The organism is Streptomyces sp. NPDC001617 (assembly GCF_053596855.1).
In genome coordinates this window covers 1-18,291 of record NZ_JBSFHA010000053.1, presented here as the reverse complement: position 1 = coordinate 18,291, position 18,291 = coordinate 1, and the positions used below count along the sequence as shown (strand labels likewise).

Below are 18,291 nucleotides of genomic sequence, written 5' to 3'. Positions count from 1 at the left end.
ATCGGGGGAATTTTCATGCCTGCTCCGCACCCGTCGACGCGCACGCCGTCACACGCCCACCGAGGCGGCCGGGTGACAGCTGCGCCGCGGATCGCCGGGGTGGACACGGCACGTGGGCTGGCGCTGCTCGGGATGTTCTCCGCGCATGTGTACGGCGCGTTCACCGACGCCGGCTCGCCCACACCGGCCTGGATGCTCGCGGGCGGACGCTCGGCGGCGACCTTCGCGCTGATGGCGGGGGTGGGGCTGGCCTTCACGACGGGCGGGCGGCGGCCGGTGGTCGGGCGCGGCGCCTACGCGGCCGTGGCGGTACAAGCGCTGCTCATCGGGCTCGCGGGCCTGCTGCTCGGGTACGCCTCCCGCGCGGCCGACCTGGACGTGGACGTCATCCTGGCGTTCTACGCCCTGCTCTTCCTGATCGCCCTGCCCCTGCTGCGGCTGCGCCCGCGCACCCTGATCCTCCTCTCCCTGGCCCTCGCCGCGGCCGCCCCCCTCGCCCTGCACGTGCTGCGCGGCGTGCTGCCCGAGCCGGCGTTCGACGGCGACCCGGTCCTCACGGACGTGTTCACGAACCCGCTCGGCCTGCTCTCCGACCTCCTGATGCACGGCGACTATCCGGTGCTCGCCTGGACGGCGTACCTGTGCGCGGGACTCGCCGTCGGTCGACTGGACCTGACGTCGAAAACGGTTGCGAAACGGCTCCTGGCGGGCGGGCTGGCGCTCGCGGCCTGCGCCTGGCTCACCGCGACCGCGCTGTTGCAGTGGTTCGGCGGGCTGTGGCATCTGTGGCGGGCCGAGTTTCCGCACACACCCTGGCGCGACGCCCGGGGCGAGGTCCTGTGGGACACCCCGGACGGCTCCACCTGGTGGTCGCTGCTCTCCCGTGCCCCGCACTCGACCTCGCCGTTCGACATGCTCCAGACCCTCGGCTCGGCGGCCGCCCTGCTCGGCGCCGCCCTCCTGCTGACCCGGTTCACGTCGGCCCGGCGTGCCCTCGCGCCGGTCGCCGCGGCGGGCAGCATGCCGCTCACCCTGTACTGCGCCCATGTCCTGGTCCTCGCCACGGGCGTCCTCGACGACTCCCCCGACCTGCTCTACGGGCTGCTGGTCGCCGGCGCGCTGCTCTTCGCCGTCGGCTGGCGGCGGTTCCTGGGGCGCGGGCCGCTGGAGGCCCTGGTGGCGACCGGGGCGAAACGTGCGCGCCGGGCGGCGGAATGTCCGGCCCCGGCAGCGGAATGTCCTCGGCCCGCAACAGCTCCACCGGCGTCGGAACCACGGAAGCCGCAAAACCCGTAAAGCATGTAAAACCCGTAAGGAGCGCACGTGGTGGGAAAAATCGACACCGTCACCGAAAATGTCCTGGCCGAGGTGTTGGCGGGTGTCGTCCGCAGGGAGCACATACCCGTCGACAGCCACTTCTTCGACGATCTCGGCGCCAACTCGCTGACCATGGCCCACTTCTGCGCCCGGGTCAGGAAGCGGCCGGATCTGCCGGCGGTGTCGATGAAGGACGTCTACGGCCATCCGACGATCCGCAGCCTGGCCGCGGCCCTCGACACCGTCCCGGCCCCCGCGCCGGCGCCGGCCGAGGTGGTGGCGGCACCGGCCCCCGGCAGCACCCCGCGCTATCTCCTGTGCGGCACGCTCCAGTTCCTGGTCTTCGCCGCGTACTGTCTGCTCGCCGGAGTCGTCATGGGCCGCGGTTACGAGTGGATCTCCGCCGTGGACGGGGTAGGAGACGTGTACCTCCGGTCCTTCATATTCGGCGCCGCGGTGTTCGCAGGGGCGTGTGTCCTGCCCGTGGTCGCCAAGTGGCTGCTGGTCGGCCGGTGGAGGGAAACGGAGTTTCCGGTCTGGAGCCTCGCCTACGTCCGTTTCTGGACCGTCAAGGCCCTGCTGCACGCCAACCCGATGATCCTGTTCGCCGGCAGCCCGCTCTACGTCCTCTATCTGCGCGCCCTCGGCGCCCGTATCGGCAGGGGCGTGACGATCCTGTCCCACTCGGTGCCGGTCTGCACCGACCTGCTGACCGTCGGCGCGGGTTCGGTGATCCGCAAGGACGCCTTCCTGCTCTGCTACCAGGCGCACGCGGGCCGCATCCGCACCGGCCGCGTCACCCTGGGCCGGGACGTGTACGTCGGCGAGAAGACGGTCCTCGACATCGGCACGACGATGGGTGACGGCTCCCAACTCGGCCACTCCTCAGCCCTGTACGGCGGGGCGACGGTCCCGGCCGGCGAACGGTGGCACGGCTCCCCGGCAGAGCGCACGGACGTCGACTACGTCCGCATCCCCGCGGCCCGCTGCTCCACCCTGCGCCGGGCGGCGTACGGACTGGCGGGCCTGGCGCAGATGCTGGTGCTCTACATCCCGCTCGCGGTCGGCGGCACCTACCTGCTGCTGACGCTGGTCCCCGCGCTCGGCAAGCTCCTCGACCCGACCTCGCAGGACCTGGCCTCGGCCGCGTTCTACGGCGAGGCGCTCGGGTTCTCGGTCGCCGCCTACGCCGGTTTCCTGCTCCTCGGTCTCGCCGCGGTCTCCCTGCTCCCGCGCGCGCTGAGCCCGCTGCTGCGCCCGGACCGGGTCTACCCGCTCTACGGCTTCCACTACTCGGTGCAGCGTGCGATCGCCCGGATGACCAACGTCAAGTTCTTCAAGTGGCTGTGCGGCGACAGCTCGTACATCGTCCACTACCTGCGGGCCATCGGCTACGACCTCTCGCACGTGGAGCAGACCGGCTCCAACTTCGGTACGGAGGTGCAGCACGAGACGCCGTACCTGGCCACCGTCGGCGGCGGCACCATGGTGGCCGACGGACTGTCGATCGTGAACGCCGACTTCTCCGGTACGTCCTTCCGCGTCTCGCGCGCGACGATCGGACCGCACAACTTCCTCGGGAACAACATCGCCTACCCGAGCGGCGGTCGCACCGGCGACAACTGCCTCCTCGCGACCAAGGTGATGGTCCCGTTGGACGGCGAACTCCGCGAGGGCGTGGGCCTGTTGGGCTCGCCGCCCTTCGAGATCCCGCGCACGGTGGAGCGCGACACCCGTTTCGACCATCTGCGCGAGGGCGCGGAGCTGGAGCGCCGACTGGCCCGGAAGAACCGTTTCAACCTGCGTTCCATGGGGCTCTTCCTGTTCCTGCGCTGGCTGGACTGGTTCATGCTCTCGGTGATCGGCTTCGCCGCCTTCGACCTCTACGGCGCCCACGGCACCGTCGGCGGTCTGCTGATCGGCGCGTCCCTGATCGTGGGCCTCGCTTTCAGTACCGGTTACTACGTGCTGGTGGAGCGGATCATCGGGCGTTTCCGGCCCCTGGAGCCCACGCTGTGCTCGATCTACGACCCGTACTTCTGGTGGCACGAGCGGCTGTGGAAGGTACCGGACAACCACCTGGTCATCTTCAACGGGACGCCGTTCAAGAACCTGGTCTGGCGGCTGCTGGGCGTGAAGCTGGGCCGGCGGGTCTTCGACGACGGCTGCTACATCACCGAGCGCACGCTCGCCGCGATCGGCGACGACTGCACGCTCTCCGCGCACACCAAGGTGCAGGCCCATTCGCAGGAGGACGGCACCTTCAAGTCCGACCACATCACCATCGGGGCCGGCTGCACGCTCGGCACCGGCGCACTCGTGCACTACGGCGTGTCCCTGGGCGACGGGGCGGTGCTCGCGCCCGACTCCTTCCTGATGAAAGGCGAGGACATGCCGTCCGGGTCGCACTGGGGCGGAAACCCGGCGGTTGCGCCGCGGCACGGGTGACGGAACACGCAAGGAAAGAAACAGGGGGGAACGAACGATGGAAACCATCCCGCGGTGGACGCTCGACCCGGTACCGGGCGTCGCCGAGTACGAAGTCGCCCTGCCGGAGGGCGTACCGGGCGACCCGTCGGCCCTCGCGGCCGCACACACCCGCGTGCTGGCCGAGTTGTCCGGCGACGGCGCGGGCACGGACGACAGCCTGCGGGTGAGCGTCACGGGCCGCGTCCTGCGCCTGCGCTACCGCACCGACGTCCTCGACGCCGAGGCCGCCGCCCGGGTCGCCGGCTACCACCTCACCGCCCTCGCCGACCCCGACCGCGCGACCCTCCTCTCCGAGGAGGAACTCAGTTTCCAGCTGGACGAGTTGGCGGGACCGGAGTGGGAGCTGCCGGACCGGCGGGTGCACGAGCTGTTCGAGGAGCGGGTGCTGCTGCATCCGGACGCGGTGGCCGCCGTACAGGGCGACGGGCAGCAGTGGACGTACGCCGCGCTCAACTCCCGGGCCAACCGCATCGGCCGGGCGCTGCTCGCCCGGGGGCTGCGGCACGAGGGCGTGGTCGCGGTGGTGATGGAGCGGAACCTGGACTGGCTGGCGTCGGTGCTCGCCGTCCTCAAGGCGGGCGGCGTCTACCTGCCGATCGAGCCGCACTTCCCGGCCGACCGCATCGCGCGCACGCTGGACCGGGCCGACTGCACACTGGTGCTCACCGAGCACGGCAGCGACGCCCACGTGGGCCGGCAGACCCGGAAACTGTTCGTCGAAACGGCTTACACCGAAGGACACTCCGACGGCGACCTGGGCATCCCGGTCTCCGCCGACCAGCTCGCCTACATCTACTTCACCTCCGGCTCCACCGGCGAGCCCAAGGGCGCGATGTGCGAGCACGCCGGGTTCCTCAACCACGTCCTCGCCAAGATCGCCGACCTGGGGGTGGGCCCGGCGCGGACGGTCGCGCAGACGGCTCCCCAGTGCTTCGACATCTCGCTCTGGCAGCTGGTCTCCGCGCTGCTCGTCGGTGGGCGGACGCTGGTGATCGGCCAGGAGACGATCCTGGACGTGCCGCGGTTCGTGGACACGGTCGTGCGGGGCCGGGTGAACGTACTGCAGGTCGTGCCGTCGTATCTCGAGGCCGTGCTGGCCGAGTTGGAGCAGCGGCCGCGCGAACTGCCCGACCTGCGCTGTGTGTCGGTGACCGGTGAGGCCGTGAAGCGGGAGCTGGTGCAGCGCTGGTTCGCGGCCGAGCCCGCCATCCGGCTCGTCAACGCCTATGGCCTGACGGAGACTTCGGACGACACCAACCACGAGGTGATGGACCGCGCACCGGACGGCGACCGGGTGCCGCTCGGGCGCCCGATCGCGAACGTCCGGGTGTACGTCGTCGACGAGGACCTGGTGCCCGTGCCGCTGGGCGCGCCCGGCGAGATCGTCTTCTCCGGCGTCTGTGTCGGCCGCGGGTACGTCAACGACCCCGAGCGGACGAAGGCGGCCTTCACCGACGACCCGTACCGGCCCGGCGAGCGGCTGTACCGCAGCGGCGACCACGGGCGCTGGCGGCCGGACGGCAAGCTGGAGTTCCTCGGCCGCCGGGACAGCCAGGTCAAGGTCCGCGGGTTCCGGGTCGAGATCGGCGAGATCGAGAACGCCCTGCTGCGGGTGCCCGGTGTGCGCGACGGCGCGGTGGTCGTCGTACGGGGTGCGCGACTGGTGGCGTTCTGCACCGGTGCGCAGCCGGTGGGCGCCGAGCCGGTGCGGGCGCGGCTGGCCGAGTCGCTGCCCGCGTACATGGTGCCGGCCGTCGCGCACTGGCGGGAGCGGCTGCCGCTGACCGCCAACGGCAAGACCGACCGCAAGACGCTCACCGCCCTGGCCGAGGAACTCGAATCCGCGGGCTCGTGCCTCCCGGACACACCGGGCGAGCGGCGGATGGCCGCCGCGTGGGCCGAGGTGCTCGGCGTCCCCACGGACCGGATCGGCCGCCTGGACCACTTCTTCGACCGCGGCGGCACCTCGCTGTCCGCCGTGAAGCTCGCGATCGCCCTGGACCGGGCGATCACCCTCAAGGACGTCACCCGCCACCCGGTCCTCGCCGACCTGGCGGAACTGCTGGACCAGCGCCACTGAAAGGAACCTGTGCAATGACGCACTCGTCCCCGACTCTCCTGCCCGACATCGACGCGGCCCCCGGCCGCCCGCCGCTCCTGCACACCAAGTCCGAAGGCGACCCCACGAGTTGGGCCGCCGCACACCGCGACGCGCTGCGCGCCACGGTCGCCGAACACGGCAGCCTCCTCATCCGCGGTCTCGACCTGGTCGAACCCACCGTCACGGAGGCCGTGTTCAACGCTCTGGCCGACGCCCTGATGCCCGACCGCGAGCCGTTCGCACCCCGCCGCTCCTACGGGAACGGCATGTACTCCTCCTCCAAGTGGCCGCCCAACCAGCAGATGTGCATGCACCACGAGCTCAGCTACTCGCTCCAGTTCCCGGGCCTGCTGCTCTTCGCCTGCCAGGTGGCACCGGAGGAGGGTGGCGCGACCGCCGTGGCCGACAGCCCGACTGTGCTGGACGCACTGCCCGTTGACCTGGTCGCGCGGTTCGAGCGGGAGGGCTGGCTGCTGACACGGACGTACAACGACGAGATCGGGGCCTCGGTCGCCGAGGCGTTCGGCACCGACGACCGGACGGCCGTCGAGCGCTACTGCCGCGACCAGGGCATCGAGTTCGCCTGGCACGACGACGGCTCCCTGCGCACCCGGCAGCACCGCAGCGCCGTGGTCCGGCACCCGGTGAGCGGCCGGCGCTGCTGGTTCAACCAGATCGCCTTCCTCAACGAGTGGACGATGGACCCCGAGGTGCGCGAGTACCTGGCCGACGTGTACGGCCCCGACGGACTGCCCTTCAACACCCGTTTCGGCAACGGCGATCCGCTCGACGAGGACATCGTCCGGGCCATCAACGAGGTCTACGAGGCGCACACCCTGCGCGAGCCGTGGCGCTCCGGTGACCTGCTGCTCGTCGACAACATCCGTACCGCGCACGGCCGGGAGCCCTTCGAGGGCCCGCGCGAGGTGCTGGCCGCGCTCGGAAATCCGGTACGGCTGACCGACTGCTCCCCGACCGTCGAAGTGAGGACCCCATGACCGCCGCTGCCGCACCGACCTTCTCGATCGTCTCCGGCGAGCAGGTCCAACAGGCCCTACGGGGACGGGAGTCGGAGATCGCCGAGCTCGTCGAGGCCGTGTACCGGCTGCACGGGGCGGGCGAGTCGGTGAACCCGCCGTCGTACTTCCTGCGCTTCCCGGACCGGCCGGCCTCCCGGATCATCGCGCTGCCGGCCTCGCTCGGCGGGCCGCTGCGGGTGGACGGCATCAAGTGGGTCTCCAGTTTCCCGGAGAACATCCGGTCCGGCCTGCCGCGGGCCTCGGCCGTGCTGATCCTCAACGACCCGGACACCGGTTACCCGTACGCCTGTCTGGAGAGCTCGGTCATCAGCGCGACGCGCACGGCGTCCTCGGCGGCCCTGGCGGCGGACCGGCTGAACAGGAGTCGTACGCGTCCCACGCGGGTCGGCTTCATCGGCACCGGTCTGATCGCCCGTTACATCCACACGCATCTCCTGGGCACGGGCTGGGAGTTCGAGGAGACGGGGGTGCACGATCTGTCGGCCGAGAGCGCGGCGGGGTTCAAAGGCTATCTGGAGCGGACGGGCGCGAAGGGGAAGGTCACCGTCCATGACGACCCCGAATCCCTCGTCCGTTCCTCGGACCTGCTGGTCTTCGCCACCGTTGCGGCGAAGCCGTACATCCACGACGTGGCGTGGTTCGAGCACCACCCGCTGGTCCTGCACGTGTCGCTGCGCGACCTCGATCCGCGGATCCTGCTCGCGTCGGCGAACTACGTCGACGACGTCGACCACTGCCTGAAGGCAGAGACCTCCCCCCATCTGGCCGAACGGCTCACGGGCGGGCGGGAGTTCCTCGACGGCACGCTGAACGACGTACTGACCGGGCGGGCGACCGTCCCGGACGACCGGACGGTGGTGTTCTCGCCGTTCGGACTGGGGGTGCTCGACCTCGCGGTCGGCAGGTATGTCCACGACGAGGTGGCCCGTAGGGGCGGGCTGCACGTCGTCGACGGGTTCTTCCACGAGCTGCGCCGGTACGGCTGACCGGCCGGGCTTCGTGACGCATGAGGAGGGGGGCGCCATGCCCGTCATTTCCGATCCAGTCCAGTTCAACGAGGAGGAGCTCTATGTCGACCTTCGGGCCGCACTGGGGCTGCCGCTGTACCTGAAGTGCGAGGGCTTCAACTTCGCCGGCTCCGTCAAGATCAAGGCGGCCACCGAGATGGTGAACGCCGCCGAGCGCGACGGCGTGCTGCGGCCCGGCTCGGTCCTGGTCGAGTCGTCGTCCGGGAACCTGGGCGTGGCACTGAGCGTGATCGCGGCAAGCCGGGGATATCGGTTTCTGTGCATTACCGACGCGCGGTGCAACGAGCCGACGATCCGGCTGATGGAGGCGCTGGGCAGCCAGGTGCACATCATCGAGGAGCCGGACGCGCGCCGCGGTTTCCTGGGGGCCCGGATGGCGTACGTGAACGCCCTGTGCGCGTCCGACGACAGATACGTCTGGCTCAACCAGTACACCAACCAGGGCAACTGGAAGGCGCACTACCGCACGACCGCTCCCGCGATCGCCCGCCGTTTCCCGCATCTGGACGTGCTGTTCGTCGGCGCGGGCACGACCGGGACGCTGATGGGCTGCGCCCGGTGGTTCTGGCAGGAGTGGCGGCGCCGGGTGCGCATCGTGGCCGTCGACAGCGTCGGCTCGGTGAGCTTCGGCGGGGCGCCGGGATGCCGGATGATCCCGGGGCTGGGCACCAGCGTGCCGCCGGCGTTGCTGGACGAGTCGTACGTGGACGATCTGATCCGCGTCGAGGAGTCCGACACCGTCCTCGCCTGCCGCCGCCTGGCCGCCCGGGGCTTTCTGTTCGGCGGCTCGACGGGGACGGTGGTCAGCGGGGCCGGGCAGTGGCTGGCCCGGAACGGCCGCCAGGGCCTGACGGCGGTGGCGATCGCTCCGGACCTCGGGGAGCGGTATCTGGACACGGTGTACCGGGAGGGGTGGCCGGAAGACACGAGGGAATCGGCGCCGGCGGCCGCCATGGCGAGGTTGGCCTGACAGCCGCACCAGGGGGCTCCGCCCCCTGGCCCCCCGATCGGCCCTGGACGGGCCCGGCCCTCACCCGCCGGACGGGCCGGATTCGGGGTACGTTCGCGACATGCCAGGCAGCACGCGCACGCACACCGTGACCAACCAGCCCCCGCCCCTCACCGGCTACGACGTCTACTCCGCCGACCGCGCCCTCACCGACGCCGTGGAACGCCACGTCACCCCCGACCTGCTGGGCGAGGCTCACGACGAGCTGGCCGCGCTCGGGCGGGCCTCCGGGTCGGCGCAGGTGCAGGAGTGGGGCACACAGGCGAACGAGAACCCGCCCCGGCTGCGTACGCACGACCGCTACGGCCACCGTGTCGACGAGGTCGACTTCCATCCGGCCTGGCACCGCCTCCTGGGCAAGGGCGTCGCCGCCGGCCTCACCGCGGCCTGGAACCGCCCCTCCGGGCACGTCCGCAGAGCGGCCGCGTTCGTCGTCTGGACGCAGGTCGAGGCCGGCAACCTCTGCCCTCTGTCGATGACCCACGCCGCCGTCCCCGCCCTCCGCACCGACCCCGAGCTCGCCGCCGCGTGGGAACCCCGCCTGACGTCCATGGTCTACGACCGCCAGCTGCGCCCCGCCCGTCTCAAGGCCGGTGCCCTGTTCGGGATGGGCATGACGGAGAAGCAGGGCGGCAGCGACGTACGCGCCAACACCACGGCCGCCGAGCCCCTCTCCGAGGACGGGACGTACCGGCTCACCGGGCACAAGTGGTTCTGTTCCGCGCCCATGTCGGACGGCTTCCTGGTCCTCGGCCAGGCGCCGGGCGGACTCACCTGTTTCCTCGTCCCCCGCGTCCTCGAAGACGGTTCCCGCAACGTATTCCTCCTCCAGCGTCTGAAGGACAAGCTCGGCAATCGGTCCAACGCCTCCGGCGAGGTCGAGTTCGACGGCACCTGGGCGCGGCGGGTCGGTGAGGAGGGGCGTGGGGTACGCACGATCATCGACATGGTGGCGGCGACCCGCCTCGACTGCGTCCTCGGTTCGGCGGGCCTGATGCGGCAGGCGGTGGTGCAGGCGATCCACCACTGCACCCACCGCGAGGTCTTCGGCGCCAAGCTCGTCGACAAGCCGCTCATGCGCAACGTCCTCGCCGACCTCGCCCTGGAGTCGGAGGCGGCCACCACCCTCGCCCTGCGGCTCGCGGCGGCCTACGACGACGGCGGCGAGCAGGAGCGGGCGCTGCTGCGGATCGCCGTACCGGCCGCCAAGTACTGGGTGACCAAGCGCTGCACCCCGGTGGTGGTCGAGGCCGCCGAGTGCCTGGGCGGAAACGGTTACATCGAGGAGTCGGGCCTGCCCCGGCTGGTGCGCGAGTCCCCGCTGAACTCCGTCTGGGAGGGCGCGGGCAACGTCCAGGCCCTGGACGTCCTGCGCGCCCTGCAACGCGAGCCCCAGGCCCTGGGCGCCTACCTCCAGGAGGTGGGCAGGGCCCGAGGCGCCGACCACCGCCTCGACGGCGCCATCAAGGACCTGCTGACAGATCTGGCCGACCTGGAGGGCATCGAGGCGAGGGCCCGCCGGCTCACGGAACGCCTGGCACTCGTACTGCAGGGGTCCCTGCTCGTCCGCTTCGCCCCACCCGAGGTGGCAGACGCCTTCTGCGCGTCCCGCCTGGGCGGCGACGCGGGCGCGGCTTTCGGAACCCTCCCCCACACCCTGAACCTGGCGTCGGTAGTAGAGCGGGCCGGGCCTTCGGAGTGACCCGGGCCGATCCAACCTTCTTGGGGGCGCGGGACTGTATCGATATGCGGCTACCGCCGCGTGGGCACGCCGATCCACAACGCACCCGCACTCGCCACCACACATCAACCGGGCAGCCCAGAAGGCGAACTCGGCCACATCGCCGAAGGCGGGGGTGGTGCTGCGCCGACACGGCACCACCCCCGCCGCACAGGCCCGTTCGAGGCCGTGAACGCCGCTCGGGACGGCGTCGCTCAATATTCAAACAAGCCGGGGGCGCACGCCAGGGTTGCAAGGGGTTGCAACTTGCTGCTGACTGTGGTCGGACTGTGTCCGTCCGTCAGCGACGAACGGCACTATGAGACGGTCAGTCAAGACGAACTCCGGTCTCCCTGGCCAGAAGGCGAGCAGAAACCGGTTGTTCGAGCCCTTTCTCCCGGGAGGACCAGTGGCACTCTCGCCGACGGATGTGACGCAACTGGCCGTCGTGGACACGGCACGCGCGGCGCGGGTGCTGAGCGAGGTCCGGTCCGCCACCCTCTCCGGGCAGCGCGCCCCCGTCGCCCCTCGCCCGGTGATCGAGCAGTCCTGGGGGCGGATGCTGCGCAGCGGCATCGATCCCGAGCGGGACCACCGGTCCGGGCTGCTGTCCACGGACGAGGTGCGGCAGCGTCGGGAGACCACGGAGCTGCGGCACATCCTGCCGGTGCTGCGGGAGGGTCTGCTGTCCGTCGCGGACGTCGCGCACCACATCATGGTGGTGGCCGATGGGGACGGCCGGGTGCTGTGGCGGGAGGGCAGTTCGGCCGTGCTGCGCAAGGCGGACGGCCTCGGCTTCGAACTCGGCGCGGACTGGCGGGAGGACGTCGTCGGGACGAACGGCATCGGCACGCCTGCGGTGGTCCGCCGGCCCGTACAGGTCTTCGGCTCGGAGCACTTCGTGCGTTCGCAGACCACGTGGACCTGTACCGGCGCGCCCATCACCGACCCGCGCGACGGCCGGCTGCTGGGGGTCGTGGACATCAGCGGGCCGCTGGAGACCATGCACCCGGCCACCCTCGCCTGGGTCGACTCGGTGGCCAAGCTCGCCGAGGCCCGGCTGCGCGAGGTGCACCTGGGCTCGCTGGAGCGGCTGCGGGCGGTCGCGGCCCCGGTCCTGGCCCGGCTGGGCGGACGTGCGGCGGCGGTGGACCGGGACGGCTGGACGGCGGCGGTGACCGGGATGCCGTACACCGACCGGATCTCCCTGCCCAAGTCCCTGTCGGCGGGCGGCCGATGGCTGCCGACGCTCGGTCCGTGCTCGGTGGAGCCGCTGGGCGAGGGCTGGCTGGTGCGGGCCTCGGACGAGCCGGTGCCACGTGGGGCCACCCGGGTGGTGCTGGACCTGACACAGCCGCGGCGCTGGTCGGTGACGGTGTCCGGATACGCGGGCTCCTGGAGCCACGAACTGAGCCCCCGGCATGCCGAGTTGCTCTATCTGCTGGCCCTGCACCGCGACGGCCGCAGCGCGGCGGGCCTGGCCGAGGACGTGTTCGGCGACCCGGCGCGTACGGTGACGGTGCGCGCCGAGATGTCCCGGGTACGGCGCTATCTGGGCGGACTTCTGGAGCACCGGCCGTACCGCTTCGGCGAGGAGAGCGACGTCGAGGTGCTCCTCCCGGCCGACCCGCGTGAACTGCTGCCGCACTCGACGGCGCCTGCCGTGGTCAACGGACGGACACCCCCGCAGCCCCCCGGAACGTGTCCCTCCGCTCTCTCCGAGTGACATCCCGGGGCATCGGGGGCCAATGAGGGGCCATCTTCCGCATATTTGCAGGGTCTTCGTCCCCACCCGCGCCGAACTGCCGTAGCATCCCTCTACGGGCCACCCCACCTGCTCCTTTGGTCAACACACGGACCAATGAACGCAGTTGGCTCGCCTCGGGAGGACGTATGAAGCAACGTGGCCGACATCGCCGACAGAAGCGTGGCCGTGCCGTGCGCGCTTTCCTGGCCGGTACCGCCCTCGCGCTCACCGCCGCCGCCACCATGATCAGCGCCTCGCAGGCCACGGTCAGCAAGGATCCGGGGGGCCTCAAGGAACTCGCCGGTTCCGCCGCGGACTTCCGCCTGAAGGAGCGTCTCGTCCCGCAGGCCACGCTCGACCGGCTCGCCTCCGGGATGGGCAGACCCATCGGCGTCCGCGCCGTCCTCGACGACACCGACCACTCCCTGCGCACCCCGGCCGGCTGTACGACCACCCAGCGCACGGCGCTGCCCGTCGAGCCGGCGGCCACGCACGCGTACTGCTGGGACATCGCCGACACCCACGGCTGGCGGGCCGGCGCGGTCACCACCTCGGGGGACGCGGACGACGACGGCCACTGGGGCGAGCACCGGGTGATCCTCTCCGGCTGGACCCGTGCCGCCGGCCGTGCCGACCGGCCCGGCCTCGCCCGGGTCGCCTTCGTCGACGCCGACGACCCGGCGAACCTCACCTACACCTGGGCCCTGCTCGCCGTCCCGGTCGACGGCGGCCGGAACTACCGCGGGCTCACCTCCGCCGTCTCCGGAATGACCTGGTACCAGGGCAAGCTGCTGGTCACCACCGCCGACGGCCTCTACGTCTACGACCTGCACCGCGTCCAGCGGGCCACCGTCGACAGCGGCCGGGTCGGCAAGGTGCGCGGCGGCTGGTCGGCCTACGGCGCCCGGTATGTACTGCCCGCCATCGGCTCGTACCAGTCGGCGAAGAGGGCCGCCCGCCCCTCGGCGATCTCCCTCGACCGCAGTTCCGCGCCGGACACCCTGGTCGCGAGCGAGCGGGTCCCGGCGGACAGCGGCCGGCAGACCCGGCTGTGGCGGTACGCGTTCAGCAGCAACCCGACCCGCGCCGGACTGCTCGCCACCGACGCCGCCGGGCAGGCGACCGCGACCGAGGCGTACGCGACGAAGACGACCGGCGTCAGTGGTGTCCTGTCGTACGGCTCCGAGTGGTATCTGGACCGCGCGGCGGACGCCGGGACCGGGCACGGCACTCTGTGGCGGCAGAACAGTCGGGACGCGAAGGCCACCGAGTGCGGCACGGACGGTTCCACCAGTTGCTGGAGCGGTCGGGCCGGCTCGCTGTCCTACTGGGAGGAGACCGGCGAGGTCTGGTCCCAGTCCGGACAGATGCTGTACGCGCTGCCGCTGAGCTCGATCGACCGCTCGCTGGGGTAGATCGCGATCGACAGGGCCGTGGGGCGGATGGTTCCCTGACGGGCATGACGAACATCCCCGTGACCACCTGGTCCCTGGAGCAGACCGCCCCGACCGACCTCCTCCCGGCCGCCGCGCCGGAGGGGGACGTACGGATCGTCCGCTCCGAGGTGCCCTCCCCCGAGTTCAGCCGGTTCCTGTACGCGTCCGTCGGCGGCGACATCCTCTGGATCGACCGGCTGGGCTGGACGTACGAGCAGTGGGAGCAGCATCTGGGGCGGCCGGGTGTCGAGACGTGGGTGGCGTACGACCGCGGCACGCCGGCCGGGTACGTGGAGCTGGACCCGCAGGACGACGGAGTCGTCGAGATCGTTTACTTCGGGCTGATCCCCGCCTTCCGGGGCCGCCGGATCGGCGGACACCTGCTGTCGTACGGCGCCGCCCGCGCCTGGGACCTCGCGGGCCGATGGCCGGGGGTGGCCGAGACGAAGCGGGTCTGGCTGCATACATGCAGCCTGGACGGGGAGCACGCCATGGACAACTATCTGCGCCGGGGCTTCAAGCTCTTCGACACCAAGGTCGAGGAGGAGACGCAGGTCGCCGCGCCCGGTCCATGGCCCGGCGCATACCGCGCCTGACCTGCGCGGACAAGGCTCCGTGCGAGCTGTGTGATCGACGACACTCTCGTCTCACTCTTCGAGACAAGGGTGTCCGCATGATGGACGAAGCTGGACTGTGTCCAGATTACCGTGACACGCTTTCGTCATGTCTGGAACTGGAATTGCCTTGGTGAGTCGGCGGCACGTCGACCTCGGCCGCATGTCCAGCGCCATCTGTCCGGCGAGCTGACGTGCCCTTGGCGGCCTCCGGCCGCGAGCACAGCACCGCCGACATCTGCAGACATCCCTCTCCTCCTGCGCAATGACGCGCACGTATGCCCATGCGCCCGAACGCGCAGGTCAGAGCCGATTTCCCGCCTGTCCCGAAGGACGTAATCACCATGGCCGCCAACCCGCAGAACCCTGCCGCCGCGACTCCCCGCCGCAAGGTGAGCCGTCACCGCGGTGAGGGTCAGTGGGCCGCGGGACACCACACCCCGCTGAACGGCAACGAGCAGTTCAAGAAGGACGACGACGGTCTCAATGTGCGGACACGCATTGAGACGATCTACTCGAAGCGGGGCTTCGACTCCATCGACCCCAACGACCTGCGCGGCCGTATGCGCTGGTGGGGCCTGTACACCCAGCGCAAGCCCGGGATCGACGGCGGCAAGACCGCGATCCTGGAGCCGGAGGAACTGGACGACAAGTACTTCATGCTGCGGGTGCGGATCGACGGCGGACGCCTCACCACCCGGCAGCTGCGCGTGATCGGCGAGATCTCGCAGGAGTTCGCGCGCGGCAGCGCGGACATCACCGACCGGCAGAACATCCAGCTGCACTGGATCCGCATCGAGGACGTGCCGGAGATCTGGAACCGCCTGGAGGCGGTCGGGCTGTCCACCACCGAGGCCTGCGGCGACTGCCCGCGGGTGGTCATCGGCTCGCCGGTCGCCGGGATCGCCGAGGACGAGATCATCGACGGCACCTCGGCCATCGACGAGATCCACGACCGCTACATCGGCAGCAAGGAGTTCTCCAACCTGCCGCGCAAGTTCAAGACGGCGATCTCGGGCTCGCCGCTCCTGGACGTGGTCCACGAGATCAACGACATCGCGTTCGTCGGCGTCGAGCACCCCCAGCACGGCCCCGGCTTCGACCTGTGGGTCGGCGGCGGCCTGTCCACCAACCCCAAGCTCGGCGTCCGGCTCGGCGCCTGGGTGCCGCTGGACGAGGTGCCGGAGGTGTGGGCCGGTGTGGTCGGCATCTTCCGCGACTGGGGCTACCGTCGCCTGCGCACCCGCGCCCGTCTGAAGTTCCTCGTCGCCGACTGGGGTGCGGAGAAGTTCCGCCAGGTCCTGGAGGACGACTACCTGAAGCGCAAGCTCGTCGACGGCCCCGCGCCCGCCGAACCCGCGGGCCGCTGGCGCGACCACGTCGGTGTGCACCGGCAGAAGGACGGCCGTTTCTACGTCGGTTTCGCCCCGCGCGTCGGCCGCGTCGACGGCGCCACGCTGACGAAGATCGCCGAGGTCGCGGAGGCCCACGGCTCGGGCCGGGTCCGGACCACCGTCGAGCAGAAGATGATCGTCCTCGACGTCGAGGAGGCGCAGGTCGAGCCGCTGGTCGAGGCGCTGGAGGCGCTGGACCTGACGGCCAAGCCGTCCCCGTTCCGGCGCGGCACCATGGCCTGCACGGGCATCGAGTACTGCAAGCTCGCCATCGTCGAGACCAAGCAGCGCGGTGCCACGCTGATCGACGAACTGGAGCGCCGGATCCCGGAGTTCGACGAGCCGATCACCATCAACATCAACGGCTGCCCGAACGCCTGCGCCCGTATCCAGGTGGCGGACATCGGTCTCAAGGGCCAGCTGGTCCTCGACGACCAGGGCGAGCAGGTCGAGGGCTACCAGGTGCACCTCGGCGGTGCGCTCGGCCTGGAAGCCGGTTTCGGCCGCAAGGTGCGTGGCCTGAAGGTCACCGCCGAGGAGCTGCCGGACTACGTCGAGCGTGTGCTGAAGCGGTTCCAGGACGAGCGCGAGGATGGCGAGCGCTTCGCCGCCTGGGCCTCGCGCGCCTCCGAGGAGGCCCTCTCATGACCGAGCGGGCCGCCCCCTTCTACTGCCCCTACTGCGGCGACGAGGACCTCCGTCCCAGCGAGGAAGGGCACGGCGCGTGGGAATGCGCGGCGTGCAACCGGGCTTTTCAGCTGAAGTTCCTCGGGCTGCTCGCCCGGGGCCTTCAGCACTCCGAAGCAGGGGGAGACCAGATATGACCGCGGTGAAGGAAGAAGAGCGGACGACCGAGGATCTCAAGGCGCTCGCCGAGCAGGCGGGAAAGGACCTTGAGAACGCTTCCGCGCTGGAGATCCTCCAGTGGGCGGCGGAAACCTTCGGAAAGCGGTTCTGCGTGACGTCCTCCATGGAGGACGCGGTGGTCGCCCACCTCGCCTCCCGGGCCATGCCCGGCGTGGATGTCGTGTTCCTCGACACCGGTTACCACTTCCCGGAGACCATCGGCACCCGTGACGCGGTCGAGGCCGTGATGGACGTCAACGTCATCACACTCACCCCGCGCCAGACGGTCGCCGAGCAGGACGCGGAGTACGGCCCCAAGCTGCACGACCGCGACCCCGACCTGTGCTGCAAGCTGCGCAAGGTCCAGCCGCTGGAGCAGGGCCTGAAGAGCTATGTCGCCTGGGCGACGGGGCTGCGCCGTGACGAGTCCCCGACCCGGGCGAACACCCCGGTCGTCGGCTGGGACGAGAAGCGGCAGAAGGTCAAGATCTCCCCGATCGCCCGCTGGACACAGGACGACGTGGACACGTACGTGGCCGAACACGGCGTGCTGACCAACCCGTTGCTGATGGACGGCTACGCCTCCGTCGGCTGCGCCCCCTGCACCCGCCGCGTCCTGGAGGGCGAGGACGCGCGTGCCGGCCGCTGGGCGGGCAGCGCCAAGACCGAGTGCGGACTGCACGGATGACCACGACCGGGATTTCGACGAACCAGGAGATTTCAGTGACGACCGGAGCCACCGTCTGGCTCACGGGTCTGCCGAGTGCCGGCAAGACCACCATCGCGTACGAGCTGGCCGGCCGGCTGCGCGAGGAGGGCCACCGCGTCGAGGTGCTCGACGGCGACGAGATCCGCGAGTTCATCTCGGCGGGCCTCGGCTTCAGCCGCGAGGACCGGCACACGAACGTGCAGCGCATCGGTTTCCTCGCCCAGTTGCTGGCCCGAAACGGCGTCAAGGCCCTGGTCCCGGTCATCGCGCCCTATGCCGACAGCCGCGAGGCGGTGCGCAAGCGCCACCAGGAGGGTGGCGCGGCCTACATCGAGGTGCATGTGGCGACCCCGGTCGAGGTGTGCTCCGTACGCGACGTGAAGGGTCTGTACGCCAAGCAGGCGGCCGGTGAGCTGTCCGGGCTGACGGGTGTCGACGACCCGTACGAGGCGCCCGAGTCGCCCGACCTGCGCATCGAGTCGCAGCACCAGACCGTCCAGGAGTCCGCGGCCGCGGTCCACACGCTGCTCACCGAGAGGGGACTGGTATGACGACGACCGTCGCCAAGGCGGCCGAGGGTACGGACGCCCCGTACGCCCTCTCGCACCTGGACGCGCTGGAGTCCGAGGCCGTCCACATCTTCCGTGAGGTGGCGGGTGAGTTCGAGCGGCCGGTGATTCTCTTCTCCGGCGGCAAGGACTCCATCGTCATGCTGCACCTGGCGCTGAAGGCCTTCGCCCCCGCAGCGGTGCCGTTCTCGCTGCTCCACGTGGACACCGGGCACAACTTCCCCGAGGTCCTGGAGTACCGGGACCGCGCGGTGGCCAAGCATGGGCTGCG

At 70.9% G+C, this 18,291-nt stretch carries 16 protein-coding genes; all 16 read left to right on the top strand.

The annotated features are described in order from the left end of the window. Nucleotides 1-72 precede the first annotated feature (72 nt). On the top strand, nt 73-1,296 hold the full coding sequence (locus tag ACWC09_RS32785; protein ID WP_450854550.1) for a heparan-alpha-glucosaminide N-acetyltransferase domain-containing protein: 1,224 nt from the start codon (nt 73-75) through the stop codon (nt 1,294-1,296). 30 nt (nt 1,297-1,326) lie between these two features. Next, nucleotides 1,327-3,765: a Pls/PosA family non-ribosomal peptide synthetase gene (locus ACWC09_RS32780; RefSeq protein WP_450854549.1), complete on the top strand. Its 2,439-nt coding sequence runs from the start codon at nt 1,327-1,329 to the stop codon at nt 3,763-3,765. Nucleotides 3,766-3,802: 37 nt separating this feature from the next. Beyond that, nucleotides 3,803-5,887, top strand: a complete 2,085-nt coding sequence (locus ACWC09_RS32775) for a non-ribosomal peptide synthetase (protein ID WP_450854548.1) — start codon at nt 3,803-3,805, stop codon at nt 5,885-5,887. Between the two features lie 14 nt (nt 5,888-5,901). Continuing rightward, nucleotides 5,902-6,906 carry a TauD/TfdA family dioxygenase gene (locus ACWC09_RS32770; RefSeq protein WP_450854547.1) on the top strand — a complete coding sequence of 335 codons (1,005 nt, stop codon included), beginning with the start codon at nt 5,902-5,904 and terminating at the stop codon, nt 6,904-6,906. Continuing rightward, nucleotides 6,903-7,934 (top strand): 2,3-diaminopropionate biosynthesis protein SbnB, encoded by a 1,032-nt coding sequence (gene sbnB, locus ACWC09_RS32765; RefSeq protein ID WP_450854546.1) that lies wholly within the window; start codon nt 6,903-6,905, stop codon nt 7,932-7,934. Before ACWC09_RS32770 ends, sbnB begins: the two co-directional genes overlap by 4 nt. A gap of 37 nt (nt 7,935-7,971) precedes the next feature. Then, entirely contained in the window at nt 7,972-8,946 is a 975-nt protein-coding gene (gene sbnA, locus ACWC09_RS32760; protein WP_450854545.1) for a 2,3-diaminopropionate biosynthesis protein SbnA, read from the top strand. A 100-nt stretch (nt 8,947-9,046) separates the two neighbouring features. Continuing rightward, entirely contained in the window at nt 9,047-10,687 is a 1,641-nt protein-coding gene (locus ACWC09_RS32755) for an acyl-CoA dehydrogenase family protein (protein ID WP_450854544.1), read from the top strand. Nucleotides 10,688-11,114: 427 nt separating this feature from the next. Continuing rightward, a complete protein-coding gene (locus tag ACWC09_RS32750; RefSeq protein ID WP_450854543.1) occupies nt 11,115-12,431 on the top strand; it encodes a GAF domain-containing protein in 1,317 nt (438 codons plus the stop codon). Between the two features lie 167 nt (nt 12,432-12,598). Then, nucleotides 12,599-13,867 carry a hypothetical protein gene (locus ACWC09_RS32745; protein WP_450854542.1) on the top strand — a complete coding sequence of 423 codons (1,269 nt, stop codon included), beginning with the start codon at nt 12,599-12,601 and terminating at the stop codon, nt 13,865-13,867. Between the two features lie 44 nt (nt 13,868-13,911). Then, a complete protein-coding gene (locus ACWC09_RS32740; protein WP_450854541.1) occupies nt 13,912-14,484 on the top strand; it encodes a GNAT family N-acetyltransferase in 573 nt (190 codons plus the stop codon). Nucleotides 14,485-14,611: 127 nt separating this feature from the next. Then, nucleotides 14,612-14,695, top strand: coding sequence for a putative leader peptide (locus ACWC09_RS32735; RefSeq protein ID WP_309486338.1), 84 nt, complete (start codon nt 14,612-14,614; stop codon nt 14,693-14,695). Nucleotides 14,696-14,846: 151 nt separating this feature from the next. After that, nucleotides 14,847-16,544, top strand: coding sequence for a nitrite/sulfite reductase (locus ACWC09_RS32730; RefSeq protein WP_450854540.1), 1,698 nt, complete (start codon nt 14,847-14,849; stop codon nt 16,542-16,544). Then, nucleotides 16,541-16,720: a hypothetical protein gene (locus tag ACWC09_RS32725; protein ID WP_450854539.1), complete on the top strand. Its 180-nt coding sequence runs from the start codon at nt 16,541-16,543 to the stop codon at nt 16,718-16,720. The genes ACWC09_RS32730 and ACWC09_RS32725 overlap by 4 nt, the downstream gene beginning before the upstream one ends. Continuing rightward, on the top strand, nt 16,717-17,430 hold the full coding sequence (locus ACWC09_RS32720) for a phosphoadenylyl-sulfate reductase (protein ID WP_450854538.1): 714 nt from the start codon (nt 16,717-16,719) through the stop codon (nt 17,428-17,430). The genes ACWC09_RS32725 and ACWC09_RS32720 overlap by 4 nt, the downstream gene beginning before the upstream one ends. After that, a complete protein-coding gene (gene cysC, locus ACWC09_RS32715; RefSeq protein ID WP_450854537.1) occupies nt 17,427-18,002 on the top strand; it encodes an adenylyl-sulfate kinase in 576 nt (191 codons plus the stop codon). The genes ACWC09_RS32720 and cysC overlap by 4 nt, the downstream gene beginning before the upstream one ends. Further along, nucleotides 17,999-18,291 (top strand): phosphoadenosine phosphosulfate reductase domain-containing protein (locus ACWC09_RS32710; protein WP_450854536.1); only part of this gene is annotated, 293 nt, incomplete at its 3' end. The genes cysC and ACWC09_RS32710, both read left to right, overlap by 4 nt.